Consider the following 12,377-nt stretch of genomic DNA (forward strand, 5'->3'; position numbering starts at 1 on the left):
TGCCCTGGTTGTTGAAGTTAGGCCCGTAGCATTATCGAGAAGAGGGGCTACTGGGCCGGGGAGGGTCATCTTACGCTGCCACGAACATGTCTTTGTATTGGTCGCGCAGGATGTTCTTTTGAACTTTGCCCATGGTGTTGCGGGGCAGTTCGTCCAGCAGGATCAGTTTGCGTGGATGCTTGAACCGCGCCAAGCTACCGCGCACGGCCTCCATCATTGCGTCCAGATCGGGGGTTTGGCCCGGCTCTGCAACGATCACGCCCAGAACAGTTTCGCCGAAATCGGGATGTGGAACGCCCACCACGGCGCTTTCCAGCACGCCGGACTGGTCATCCAGAACCAGCTCGATTTCTTTGGGATAGATGTTGTAACCGCCTGAAATAATAAGGTCTTTGTTGCGGCCAACAATATGAACATAGCCGTCTTCGTCGATCCGGCCCAAATCGCCAGTGATGAAGAACCCGTTCTCGCGCAGTTCGGCGGCAGTCTTCTCCGGCATCTGCCAGTAACCTTTGAACACGTTGGGCCCGCGTACCTCGATCTCGCCGATCTCGCCCTGAGCCAGCGCATTGCCGTCTGAATCACAGATCTGCAGCTCGACCTCAGGCAATGGAAAGCCCACCGTGCCTGCGCGGCGGTCACCGTCATAGGGGTTCGAGGTGTTCATGTTGGTTTCGGTCATGCCATAGCGTTCAAGGATGCGATGGCCAGTGCGTTCTGCGAACTGTACATGGGTTTCGGCCAGCAAGGGTGCCGAGCCTGAAACAAACAGGCGCATATGTGCGGCCAGATTCTTGGTGAAGCGGTCATCGTCCAGAAGGCGGGTGTAGAAGGTTGGCACACCCATCATGGTCGTGGCATTGGGCATCCGCCCGATGATCTCATCCAGATCGAACTTGGGCATAAAAACGATGCTGCTGCCTGCAGCCAGCGTGACATTGGTGGCCACGAATAGTCCGTGAGTGTGAAAGATCGGCAGTGCATGCAGCAGCACGTCGTCGGATGTGAAGCGCCATTCTTTGACCAGCGTCTGTGCATTCGACAACAGGTTGTTCTGGGTCAGCATCGCACCCTTCGATCGGCCTGTGGTCCCCGATGTATAGAGGAATGCGGCCAGATCGTCGCCATCACGGTCAACGGTCTCAAAGCTGGCAGGCATTGCTGCAGCCTGCTCCATCAGGCTGCCGCTGCCATCGGCGTTCAGGGTTTCGACCTTCGCGCCAAGCTGCGCACCAACCGGGGCGAGTTTCTCTTCGCTCCGGCTGTCACAAACGATCAGCGAGGCGCCACTGTTTTCGATGAAATAGGTCAATTCATCCACAGTGTAAGCGGTATTGAGCGGCAGGAATACAAGACCTGCCTGCGCACAGGCAGCATATAGCGCCAGCGCTTCGGGCGATTTCTCGATCTGTGCCGCAACCCGGTCGCCGGGTTTCAGGCCCAGCTGCGTCGCCACATGGGCGATTTGTGCGGCGGTGCTCAGGAAGTCCTGATGGGTGATGGTCGTTCCGTCGAGCAACTGCAAAAAGGCTGTGTCTTTACCGGCATGTGCGCCGAACAAACCGTCATAGAGAGGATTGGCCATAAGGGTTACCTTTCCTGTGTCGTGGTGAGAGAGGCTGACGCGGCAAGCGATTTGGCCTCGGACGAGGCGATTACCTCGCGGGTGTTGGCGAACTGTTCGTGGTTCTGCGCTACGCGGCCAAGGTCATAAAGATAGTTGACCATGGTGCCACCGGACTGTGCCCGGCCCTTGTCCGAAACATCTGCGTCGGCATGAACCGCATGGACCAGCGCACCGTTGCCAAGATGGAACCGTGCCACTGGATCGAACGGCAGATCGCCCCGACCTTTGGCGTTCAACAGGTAATGTGCGGCCAGTGCTTTCATCTGATCGGGCTCTTCGATGTTCCAATCGATGCCTTCCTGCGACAACCATTTGGTCAGCCCCGGAATCGGCGAGAGCGTGACGAAGGTTTTCAGGCCCGCCAACTCAGCCGACAGGTCCGAGGCCACCTGTTTGATCAGCGAATTGCCGAAAGAGATGCTGGCCAACCCGGCCTGACAGTTGGAGATCGAGTAGAACACAGCCGTATCGGCCTGATCTTCGGGCAACGGATCGCGGTCTTCGGCGAGCAAGGCCTGTACGGAACCCGGAATACCGCTGTTCAGCGCCACTTCGACAAAGATCAGCGGCTCATCCGGCATTGAGGGATGAAAAAAGGCAAAGCAGCGCCGGTCAGTGGGTTCCAGCCTGCGGCGCAGGTCGTCCCAGCTGTCGATGGCGTGGACCGCCTCATACGCAATGATCTTTTCCAGAATATGCGCCGGGCTTTCCCAGTTGATCGGGCGCAGCACCAGAAAGCCACGGTTGAACCAGCTGGCAAACAGGTGCCGGAAGTCCAGGTCAAGCGCCTGCAATTCGGGCTCCTTGCCGCCCAGCCGCAGCAGATCAGCGCGCATCTGTACCAGTGCGCCGGTGGCACCGGGCACGCGGTTCAACCGGCGGATCATTTCCTGCCGGGCCGGTTCCACCGCAGCCGCAAAGCTGCGATAGGTCGCTTTCGATGGGTTGCGCTCGTATTCGTCCAGTGACGAACGTACCGCCTTGGGATCGATATTCATGGCGGTGGCGAGATAGCGGAAGAATTCCAGCTTGTCGTCATCACTCAGCGTATCGAACCGGGTCAGGATTTCCTCGGCCAGCGCCAGCCCCGAAGTTTCTCCCGCTGACCCAACCAGCGGGTCGGCCAGTTCGGTCAGCGGTCGGCCATCCGGAGCCACCGCGCCGTCGCGGCGGTAACGCCGCTCGAACACGGTGGATAGAAGATCCGCCAGCAGGGTCATACCGCTGCTCCCATCACCAGGTCAGGCAGCCATGTGGCCAGACCAGGGAACAGGCACAGCAGGACAATCGCGATCACCATGCAGGCCACGAAGGGGAGAGAGCCTGTCAGGATGGTCTTGAGCGAGATGTCGGGCGCAATGCCGTTGATCACATAGAGGTTCAGGCCGACAGGGGGCGAGATCAGGCCAATCTCCATGTTAATGGTCAGTACAACCGCAAACCAGATCGGATCGAAGCCAGCGGTGGTGATAATCGGCAGCAGGATCGGTGCCGCCATCAGGATCACAGCGACGGGCGGCAGAAAGAACCCGGCGATCAGCAGGAACACGTTGACCGCACCCATCAGAACCCAACGGTTCACGTCCAGCGTACCGATCCATTCGGCAATCGCCTGTGTGATGAACAGCGAGCTGAGCATGTAAGAGAACACACCGGCAGCGGCGATGATGAACAGGATCATCACGCTTTCCTTGGTGCTGTCGCGCAGCACGACCCAGATGTCCTTGGGGTTCCACAGCTTGTAGATGATCATCGCGATCAGCAGGCAGAGCAGGGCACCGACAGCAGCCGTTTCCGACGGGGTGGCGATACCGCCATACATGGCGTAAAGCACACCCAGAATGATGCCGAGGAAGGGCAGCACGCGCGGCAGAATCTCGAACCGTTCGGCCCAGGTGTAGCTGCCCGAACCCAGACGGGTCGCGTCACCGGATTTCCAGGTCGAATACAGCGACCAGGCCATGAACAGACCCACCAGCATAAGGCCCGGGATCACACCGGCCAGAAACAGACGGCCAATCGAGGTTTCGGTGGCAATACCGTAAACGATCATAGTGACCGATGGCGGGATCAGGATTCCCAGTGTACCGCCCGCAGCGATCGAACCGGCGGCGACGCCGTCAGGATAGCCACGTTTGCGCATCTCCGGGATACCCATCTTGCCGATGGCGGCACAGGTCGCGGGTGACGAACCGGACATAGCCGCAAATAGGGCACAGGCACCGAGGTTTGATACGACGAGACCGCCGGGAACACGGGTCAGCCAGCGTTCCAGCGCTTCGTACAAATCCGCTCCGGCTCTGGTAGAGGCGATTGAGGCCCCCATGATGATGAACATCGGGATAGACAGAAGGGCGAAGTTATCGAGTTTGCCGAACAGGATTTCCGGCATCAGTTCCAGCGAGCGCGGGCCGTCGAAGACGATCAGGAACCCAGCCGAGACGATCAGCAGGCCGATGGCCACGGACACGCCCGAGAAAAGAACAAGGATGGTGGCGATGGCGACAATAGCGCCGAGCAGAAGGGGATCCATCGGCTTTACTCCAGACCAAATGGTTTATCGATGCCAAGCAGGACGGCGACGAGATCGGCGATCAGTTGCAACAGCAGCAGACCAAAGCCAACTGGGATGGCGAGGTAGGGAATCAACAGGCGAACGCCCCAAACCGTGTCGGATTTCCAGCCGCGCTCCCATGCGAAGTGCCAATATTCGTAGCCGTAGAACAGCATGACTGAGACGATGGCGATGGACAGAACCGAAGTCAGGATCGCCATGTAAAAGCGGGCTCGAGGTGCGAGCGAAATCGGGATCAGGTCAACATTCACGTGACCGCGCAGGCGCTGCACATAAGGCAGACCGACCAGGGTTGCGGCGATGACCAGATAAATGACCGCTTCGGTTTGCCAAATGGTCGATTGATTCAGCACGAAGCGCACGATGATCATCTGGCAGGTGATGGTGACAGCAGCGACGATCATGCCTGCGGAACACCATCCAGCCAGAGTTGAAAGCGCAGCGACAAAGCGAAGGAAGGGATTGTTCCCTGTGTGGGAAGCAACGGCAGAGCTATGACCGGCCATTTGCGCCTCCTGTGATTGAGATGCAATTAAGTCTGAAGATCAGAGAAGATCAGAACCAAGATCGGATGCCGAGCGGCGGCAGGCCGCCCGGCAAGATGGGGTCATTCGACTGCCAGAGCCTTGTCCAGCAGGTCCTGCCCATCAGGAACCTCTTCTACGAAGGCCTTGTAAGATGTTTCCATTGCCAGCGTACGCCATGCTTCGAAGTCTTCGGCGCTCATCTCCGCAATCTCAACACCGGCGTCGGCAAAAACTTTGGCCGAGTTGGCGTCCTGTTTCTTGGCCTCTTCTAAATAGAAGGCCTGTGCCTTTTCCGATGCTGCCAGCAATGCGGCTTGCTGATCTTCGTTCAGTCCGTCGAAGGTGGATTTGTTCATCAGCAGCGGCTGATACATGAACCACAGCGCCACATCGCCCGCAGGGGTATAGCAGGCAACCTGCTCGTAGATGCGGTAGCTGACAAAGGACGAGGACGACGTGTTGGCCGCCTGCAAAACGCCGGTTTGCATGGCGTTATATATTTCTGACGACGCCATTGATGCGATCGAGGCATCAGCGCCGGCCAGCATCTGCTCAAAGGATTTACCTGCCGCGCGAGTCTGCAGGCCTGCGACATCCTCAGGGTTCGTGATGCACTTGTCTTTACCGGCGAAGCCACCGGCCAGATAGCCATGCACCAGCACCATCACGTCGTCCTGAGCCATTTTCTCTTCCAACGCCTCCATGAAGGGCGAGTCGGCCAGACGGGCAGCGTGATCGTGGTTTTTCACCAATCCCGGCATCAGCGTCAGATTATAGGCAGGCTGCTGACCGCCGGCGTAGGACAGCGGCAGTATGGTCATATCCAATTGACCGCGGCTGAGCGGCTTGTACTGCTCGCGCGGCTTGAACAGCGATTTCGAGCCGAAAATCTTGATTTCCAGATCAACGTCCGCCGCCGCAACTTCGTCTACAACAATCTGTGCTACTTGATGGCGAATGTCCTTGTTCGACCACTGATGTGACAGGCGCAGTTCCTCCGCTGACCCCAATGTACCTGCGGATGCAAGCGCCAACGCAGCGACGGCCGTTTTGAACACTGATTTCATTTTTTCCTCCCGTTTTCAGTCCCGGATGAGCCGGGGATGAATAGAAGCATAGGGCAGCAATGTTTTTTTATTCAAGGTTATTGTATACAAGATATGATTTCTTGAGTTCTCGCCTAATCACAAGTAAAACAGAAATCTATGGACCAACGACTTGCAGATACCATCGCTCAGGATTTGGAAGAGCTGATTTTTGACGGGACATTTTCGGACGGTGACCGTCTAGATGAGGTCAAACTGGCTGAGCAGTTCGGGGTCTCACGAACGCCACTTAGGGAAGCATTCCAGAGACTTGCCTTGTCGGGGTTGGTCGATCTGATAGCGCGGCGGGGCGCTTTTGTCCGACAGCCCGGCCCGGTGGAACTGATGGAGATGTTCGAGGTCATGGCCGAGCTTGAAGCCGTTTGTGGTCGACTTGCGGCGTTGCGCATTTCCGATGAAGCTTTGCTTGAACTGACCGAAGCTAACAGCAAATGCCAACTGGCCGTGGATGCGGGCAATCCCGATGCGTACTACCTGGAAAACGAGCGGTTCCATCGAATCATCTATCAACAGTCCGGCAATGCATTCTTAGAGCAAGAAACTTCCAAGCTGCACAGAAGGCTCAAACCATTCCGTCGACAGCAGCTTCGGTTCCGTGGTCGTATGGCCCAGTCCATGGCCGAACACGAAGAAATTGTCAGAGCCCTGAAAAAAGGCGTACCGGAAGAAACAGCGAATGCGCTGCGTGACCATGTCGCCGTACAAGGTGAGAAGTTTCGCAACCTTATGGCTTCACTCAAGAGCGCCGCTGAGTAGCAGTTGCCATTAATACACGCGGAATTTCATTGTGAGCGCGACTGGGTTGGTCAGCTAGCGTTGATGCCAGTGCGCCTTTGAATCAGATCTCAAATATAATCGGGTCAAATTTCGAACCCCATGTAGGTGAAGATGATGACCGTAAGATAGACCATCCCGGCTACAAACGAAGGAATGATGGTCGGTAGGATGATTTCATTGGCGAAGCCACATTGAAGGCTCCCAAGGTTACCGCAGACCAGCAGCAGGATCATTATGGCGGATTTCATCACCCAGCCAACATTTAGAATCCAAAGTATCTTTTAGATAATCTGCATAGTGATCAGTATCATGAACCAACCCAACACGATGGCAATGATCGTAACGCCTCCAGGGCAGAGCTTGAAACCCTGAATTCGCACCATAACGAGGCCAAACAGATAGAAAACCGCTGAAACCTGAAGCGCGCGAGTGGCTCGATAAAGCCAATAGTACCGCGCGCTTATCCCATCGCCGAATGCCCGCTGCACCTAGTCGATCAGCTCGCCTTCATCCGGATAAGTGGTGCCCAATTCGGTTTTGACCACCCGTGCGGAACAAACAAATATTGGTGAAGATGATGAGCCGCCAGACCAGCAATGAGGGTCATATGACTACTGACGAGGCAACGATAACGAGCACCAGAATCAAACTGACGGCGATGAATACAGCTCTGAATATGTTTACTTTGGGCGGGCCGGACACGGGAATGTTCTGAAAGAAAATTGATGTAAGCAAGTTGCAAGTATTTGTTAATTTTCGAAAAACGGCGCAGGGGGGCGTCTGATTGGTCGAACCAAACGCGGCACGAACACCAAGTCACACGCCATCTGCGATAGCCAGAGGCGTTCGCTTAACCTGATTGTCACCGCCGGACAGGTCAGCGTCGGCATTGGCGCATGCGCGATGCTTGGCGACCTTCTAAATGTCGAATGATTGCCCAGGGAACGCGGCCACGATGCCGACCGGTTCCGGGAAGCATTGCAAGACAAGGGGATACGTGCCTGCAATGCAGGCTGAACGCAAAGCAAGACCCCGGTCAAATATGACAAGCGTCGGTACAGACGGCAAAACCGCGTCGAGATCATGTCCGGCAGGCTCAAGGGTCTAGTGCGCGTTGCGGCGCTCTTTGACCGCTGTTCGGGGGTCTGACTCTCAGCTAGCGCTCTCGAGGAAACCGCCATCCATTGGTTGGATGGACTGACGATGGGGGCAGTTCGCTGCAATCGCCTTTGGTGCGTAAAGTGGCTTGGACTGAGCAATTCAATACAATAGGCTTTTAGGATCCTACCCCCAAGTTCGACATGTTTGTTGCAAAGATCTTCACTGTCATACCCTTGTTGTGAAAAGCATCCAGAACACGCGTCGATCCACAAACCTGAGAGGTGCCTTATGTCCTATTCCAATCGTAGTTTGATTTCGCGCCGTCAGTTTCTTGCCACTACGACCGCCAGCGCTGCTGCCATCACCTTGCATCCCTTTTCGGCGGCGGCGGCCAACAATCAGGCGCATCTGAGGATCATGGAAACCACTGACATCCATGTTCACGTGTTCCCATACGATTACTATGCGGACAAACCGCGCGATACTGTCGGGCTGTCGCGGACCGCTTCGATCATTAATGAGATCCGTTCCGAGGCGACAAATTCGCTGCTCGTCGATAATGGAGATTTTCTGCAAGGCAATCCGATGGGCGATTACATCGCGTATGAGCGTGGCATGAAAGAAGGCGACAGCCATCCGATCATCACTGCCTTCAATACTGTTGGTTATGACGCTGCCACTTTGGGCAATCACGAGTTCAACTATGGCCTAGATTTCCTTGAAAAAGCGCTTGCTGGTGCAGAATTCCCCGTGGTTCTGGCCAATGTTGCAAAAGAGACTGGGGCGTCCCCCCGCGATGATATGACTCTGGTGAAGCCCTATGCCATCCTTGAGCGTGAGATTGAAATGGGGGATGGCAGCAAGCATCCGATCAAGGTTGGTGTCATCGGATTTACTCCGCCTCAGATCATGAACTGGGATCGCAAGCATCTGGAAGGCAACGTGCAGGCGCGTGACATAGTCGAAACGGCGCAGGCTTACGTACCCGAGATGCAAGAACAAGGGTGTGACCTGATCATTGCCCTGTCGCATTCAGGCATTGGGGATGCTGATCATGCTGATGGAATGGAAAATGCTTCGGTCGTTTTGGCGGGGGTTGATGGCATCGATGCGCTGGTGACCGGGCATAATCACCTGGTGTTCCCGTCCGCTACCTTTGCGGATCGCCCTGGAATTGATGTCGAAACGGGGACCTTGATGGGTAAACCTGCGGTCATGGGCGGCTTCTGGGGGTCGCATCTTGGCCTGCTGGACCTGCTGCTTGAGCGCGACGGAAACGAATGGCGCGTGGTGACGACCACGTCTGAAGCGCGCCCGATTTCAAAACGCAACGAAGATCGTTCGATCACAGCACTTGTTGGCGACGATCAGAAGGTGCTGGACTCGGTCGCGAAAGATCACGACGAAACACTGGCTTATGTACGCCGCGCGGTCGGCAAGACTTCGGCTCCGCTGCACAGCTACTTCGCGTTAGTTGCGGATGACCCATCGGTGCAAATCGTCTCGATCGCGCAGAAATGGTACGTCGAAGAGATGATGAAGGGCACCGAACATGAAGGTCTGCCCATTCTATCGGCTGCAGCGCCGTTCAAGGCCGGGGGTCGCGGCGGCCCGGACTATTACACAGATGTTCCGGTGGGCGATGTTGCGATCAAAAACGTAGCTGATCTTTACCTGTATCCCAATACCGTGCGCGCGGTACGCGTGAACGGTGCTCAGGTTCGGGGTTGGTTGGAACGCTCGGCGGGTATGTTCAACCAGATCGAGGCGGGATCCGAGGATGCGATTTTGCTAAACCCGGACTTCCCTTCCTACAATTTCGACGTGATGGACGGTGTGACCTACCAGATCGACTTATCGCAACCGTCGCGCTTTGGACCCAAGGGGGAAGAGATCAACCCGGATGCAGCCCGTATCGTAGATTTGGCCTTCAACGGTGAGGCGGTCACGGATGACATGGAGTTCATCATTGCCACCAACAACTATCGTGCTTCGGGCGGCGGTTCTTTCCCGGGCGCAATGGGTGATACCGTCGTGTTCGAAGCCCCTGACACCAACCGCGACGTGATCGTGCGGTATATCGTCGAGCAAGGAACAATCGATCCCAAGGCCGATGCAAACTGGTCGTTTGCGCCGCTTTCTGACACCACCGTGTTGTTTGAAACTGGTCCAAAGGCGCGCGACTACATGGGCGAAGTCAAAGGCGTCACCATCGAGGATGCCGGTGAAGGCGCTGATGGGTTTGCGGCATTCCGCATCAGGCTCTAGCAAGGGTAAGGTCCAAATTACAGTGTGAGCGGCCGTCTTAGATCATTCATCTGACGGCCGTTCGAAGGTGCTATGTTGCTGGGCCCCGTTCAGTCTTCGTCTTGAAGCGGAAGCCTATCGCGCACGAGATTTGCCCAGAATTCCGCGCCGATCGGCAGTAACGCATCGTTGAAGTCGTAGTCATTCGAATGCAGCGGTTGCCCATTCGGGCCAGTTTCACCGTTGCCCAGTAGAATAAAGCAGCCGGGTACGGCTTCGCAGAAATGCGCGAAATCCTCTGAAAAGCTCATCGGTTGACGATTGGGAAGTGTGTCCAGCCCGGATTGCTGCGCGACGCGGATGGCAGCTTCGGTCGGGATCGGTGCGTTGATCGTTTCGATGAACTCAGTTTTGAAATCCACTTGGACTTCGACGCCATGCGCGGATGCGATGCCATGCGCAATCTTGCGCATGTGTTCTTCAATCATATTTCGATCTTCAGGGCTGCGAGCCCGCGCATCACCCTTTAGCGTTGCAGTTCCAGGTAGAACGTTGCGCTGCCCGTCGGTCAGAAACTCGGTCACTGACACAACCGCCCCGGCGCCCGGGGCCAGCTTGCGCGCGACAATTGTCTGAAGCGCCAGAACGATTTCTGACCCAACGGTTAGCGCATCACGTCCAGACTGCGGCATGGATGCATGGCCGCCTTGTCCATTGATCGTAATTTCGAAAAGGCTTTCTGATGTGCATATTAAACCGGTTCGGGTCGACATCTGCCCGACGGGTGCCCCAGGCAGGTTATGTATGGCGTAGACTTCTTCGATTGGAAATCGCGTCAAGACATTCTCGTCCAGCATTGCTTTAGCCCCCAGTCCAAGCTCTTCATTCGGTTGAAACAGGAACACCACCGTGCCGCTGAAACCGGGATCCGAGGACAAAGTCTTTGCTGCGCCCAACAGCATCGTCATGTGACCATCATGGCCACAGGCGTGCATAATGCCGGGATTTTGCGACACGTAATCATGATCGCTGGCTTCCTGAATGGGTAGCGCGTCCATATCTGCGCGTAATCCGATCGCGCGGTTGCCTTGACCGGCCCTGAGGATACCCACTACGCCCACGCCTTCATGAACTTCAAGCCCGTATTGACGCAGCAGCGCCGCAACTTTGGCTTTGGTTTTCGTTTCATTGAAGCCCAATTCGGGGTGTCTGTGGAACGACCGCCTAAGTTGGCGAAGTTCGGTTTGGTTCAATTCCATGGCGGTTAATGTTCCCAGATTACAGGTGCTATCCGAGCGGGGCGAACTCAGACTCTAGCCCTGATTGGTAGAGTACGATGGCAGACGGGTCCACCGGCCCGGCATCTCTCAATCGTTCTGTCCCGACCAGCCTCGCCTGAATGAGGTCGGCGCTGCGCCGTATCGTTTCTTGAACCGAACTGTCAGTTGGGTCGCGCTGCCAAAACCCGTGGCGGCCGCAATTTCAGCAACGGTCATTTCTGTTTCGCTTAGCAACGCGTAAGCGCGCGCCACACGCAACTCGATGTAGAATTGTACCGGGGAAACCTCGACATACTTTTGAAACAGCCGCTCCAACTGTCGGCGAGAAATCTGAACGATCTTGGCGATCTCAGAGATATCCAGAGGCTCTTCCAGATTCTCATGCATGATCTGGATGGCGTTGATCAGGTATTGGTTCCGACTGCCCAACGCGACAGAAAACGCGGATTTCTGGAGCGTTTTTTGATTGTTGGATCGTGAGTGGATGCACATGTCCGAGACGATGATGGCCAGATCCTTTCCGAAGTCGGTTTCAATCATGTCCAGTACCATATCGGTTGCCGCGTTACCTCCACCGCAGGTCATCAGATCATTGTCAATCTCATACAGGTTCGCCGATGGTGTCAGGTGTTCGAAGTGTTCAACAAAGGCGGGTTGGTTTTCCCAATGCAGTGTGAACCTCTTGCCGGTCAGCATACCTGCCTTGGCCAGCGTAAATGCGCCGGTACAAATTCCACCAAGCTTGCAGCCAAACGCTTTCTGACGGCTGATCCACGAAAGGATCGTTGAATTAATGCTTTCCGATGGTTCGATCCCTGAACACACAAACAATCTGGATGATCGCGGTAAATTATGCAGAGCCAAGTCAGCTGCTATTTCGACTCCATTGGAGCATCGAACAGGGTTCCCATCCTCAGAGATCAGAAACCACTTGTAGAGCTCTTTGTTGGTGACCTGATTGGCGATCCTCAGCGGTTCAACCGCTGCACTAAAGGCAAGCATGGTGAGTTTCGGCAGCAACAGAAAATAGATCTCGTTGGATGATCCGTCATAATCGATGTCGAACGTCGCGGCCCCTTTCGGAACGAAATTCCTAGGTTTCATGCTCTCTTTTCCCAGTGCGGACCTGGATGGATA

Annotated in this window: 10 protein-coding genes and 1 pseudogene; 3 read left to right on the top strand and 8 right to left on the bottom strand. The window is 55.8% G+C overall.

All coding sequences use genetic code 11. The annotated features are described in order from the left end of the window. Positions 1-70: 70 nt before the first annotated feature. The 5 genes from ACR0AU_RS08655 to dctP all read right to left on the bottom strand — a co-directional run bounded on the left by ACR0AU_RS08655 (position 71) and on the right by dctP (position 5,796). Positions 71-1,585, bottom strand: a complete 1,515-nt coding sequence (locus ACR0AU_RS08655) for a malonate--CoA ligase (RefSeq protein ID WP_170732833.1) — start codon at positions 1,583-1,585, stop codon at positions 71-73. Positions 1,586-1,590: 5 nt separating this feature from the next. Next, positions 1,591-2,847: a malonyl-CoA decarboxylase gene (locus tag ACR0AU_RS08660; RefSeq protein ID WP_170732834.1), complete on the bottom strand. Its 1,257-nt coding sequence runs from the start codon at positions 2,845-2,847 to the stop codon at positions 1,591-1,593. Continuing rightward, positions 2,844-4,160: a TRAP transporter large permease gene (locus ACR0AU_RS08665; protein WP_170423173.1), complete on the bottom strand. Its 1,317-nt coding sequence runs from the start codon at positions 4,158-4,160 to the stop codon at positions 2,844-2,846. Before ACR0AU_RS08665 ends, ACR0AU_RS08660 begins: the two co-directional genes overlap by 4 nt. Positions 4,161-4,165: 5 nt before the next feature. Beyond that, complete coding sequence (locus tag ACR0AU_RS08670) at positions 4,166-4,708, bottom strand: TRAP transporter small permease (RefSeq protein ID WP_480795559.1); 543 nt, start codon at positions 4,706-4,708, stop codon at positions 4,166-4,168. Positions 4,709-4,809: 101 nt separating this feature from the next. After that, positions 4,810-5,796, bottom strand: coding sequence for a TRAP transporter substrate-binding protein DctP (gene dctP / locus ACR0AU_RS08675; RefSeq protein WP_480795560.1), 987 nt, complete (start codon positions 5,794-5,796; stop codon positions 4,810-4,812). A 138-nt stretch (positions 5,797-5,934) separates the two neighbouring features. Between dctP and ACR0AU_RS08680 the strand changes: the two genes are divergently transcribed. Beyond that, positions 5,935-6,591: a GntR family transcriptional regulator gene (locus ACR0AU_RS08680; protein ID WP_170423179.1), complete on the top strand. Its 657-nt coding sequence runs from the start codon at positions 5,935-5,937 to the stop codon at positions 6,589-6,591. A 104-nt stretch (positions 6,592-6,695) separates the two neighbouring features. Here ACR0AU_RS08680 and ACR0AU_RS08685 read toward each other — a convergent pair whose 3' ends face one another. Then, on the bottom strand, positions 6,696-6,860 hold the full coding sequence (locus ACR0AU_RS08685) for a hypothetical protein (protein WP_170732836.1): 165 nt from the start codon (positions 6,858-6,860) through the stop codon (positions 6,696-6,698). A 508-nt stretch (positions 6,861-7,368) separates the two neighbouring features. On the opposite strand from ACR0AU_RS08685, the pseudogene ACR0AU_RS08690 reads away from it, so the two are divergent. Both ACR0AU_RS08690 and ACR0AU_RS08695 read left to right on the top strand, forming a co-directional pair. Beyond that, a pseudogene (locus ACR0AU_RS08690) lies at positions 7,369-7,761 on the top strand (IS5/IS1182 family transposase); the annotation flags it as partial. 240 nt (positions 7,762-8,001) lie between these two features. Next, positions 8,002-9,981 carry a bifunctional 2',3'-cyclic-nucleotide 2'-phosphodiesterase/3'-nucleotidase gene (locus ACR0AU_RS08695; protein WP_170637181.1) on the top strand — a complete coding sequence of 660 codons (1,980 nt, stop codon included), beginning with the start codon at positions 8,002-8,004 and terminating at the stop codon, positions 9,979-9,981. An 89-nt stretch (positions 9,982-10,070) separates the two neighbouring features. Here ACR0AU_RS08695 and ACR0AU_RS08700 read toward each other — a convergent pair whose 3' ends face one another. Together ACR0AU_RS08700 and ACR0AU_RS08705 are read right to left on the bottom strand one after the other, a co-directional pair. After that, a complete protein-coding gene (locus ACR0AU_RS08700) occupies positions 10,071-11,219 on the bottom strand; it encodes an amidohydrolase (RefSeq protein WP_480561998.1) in 1,149 nt (382 codons plus the stop codon). Positions 11,220-11,327: 108 nt separating this feature from the next. Then, positions 11,328-12,344, bottom strand: coding sequence for a GlxA family transcriptional regulator (locus tag ACR0AU_RS08705; RefSeq protein ID WP_170394570.1), 1,017 nt, complete (start codon positions 12,342-12,344; stop codon positions 11,328-11,330). Positions 12,345-12,377: the final 33 nt, after the last annotated feature.

The organism is Ruegeria sp. CG1 (assembly GCF_056537265.1).

Excerpts from the sequence above, each read along its gene's own strand:
- ACR0AU_RS08655 (WP_170732833.1), bottom strand. The coding sequence starts at position 1,585 with ATGGCCAATCCTCTCTATGACGGTTTGTTCGGCGCACATGCCGGTAAA.
- ACR0AU_RS08660 (WP_170732834.1), bottom strand. The coding sequence starts at position 2,847 with ATGACCCTGCTGGCGGATCTTCTATCCACCGTGTTCGAGCGGCGTTAC.
- ACR0AU_RS08665 (WP_170423173.1), bottom strand. The coding sequence starts at position 4,160 with ATGGATCCCCTTCTGCTCGGCGCTATTGTCGCCATCGCCACCATCCTT.
- ACR0AU_RS08670 (WP_480795559.1), bottom strand. The coding sequence starts at position 4,708 with ATGGCCGGTCATAGCTCTGCCGTTGCTTCCCACACAGGGAACAATCCC.
- dctP (WP_480795560.1), bottom strand. The coding sequence starts at position 5,796 with ATGAAATCAGTGTTCAAAACGGCCGTCGCTGCGTTGGCGCTTGCATCC.
- ACR0AU_RS08680 (WP_170423179.1), top strand. The coding sequence starts at position 5,935 with ATGGACCAACGACTTGCAGATACCATCGCTCAGGATTTGGAAGAGCTG.
- ACR0AU_RS08685 (WP_170732836.1), bottom strand. The coding sequence starts at position 6,860 with ATGAAATCCGCCATAATGATCCTGCTGCTGGTCTGCGGTAACCTTGGG.
- ACR0AU_RS08695 (WP_170637181.1), top strand. The coding sequence starts at position 8,002 with ATGTCCTATTCCAATCGTAGTTTGATTTCGCGCCGTCAGTTTCTTGCC.
- ACR0AU_RS08700 (WP_480561998.1), bottom strand. The coding sequence starts at position 11,219 with ATGGAATTGAACCAAACCGAACTTCGCCAACTTAGGCGGTCGTTCCAC.
- ACR0AU_RS08705 (WP_170394570.1), bottom strand. The coding sequence starts at position 12,344 with ATGAAACCTAGGAATTTCGTTCCGAAAGGGGCCGCGACGTTCGACATC.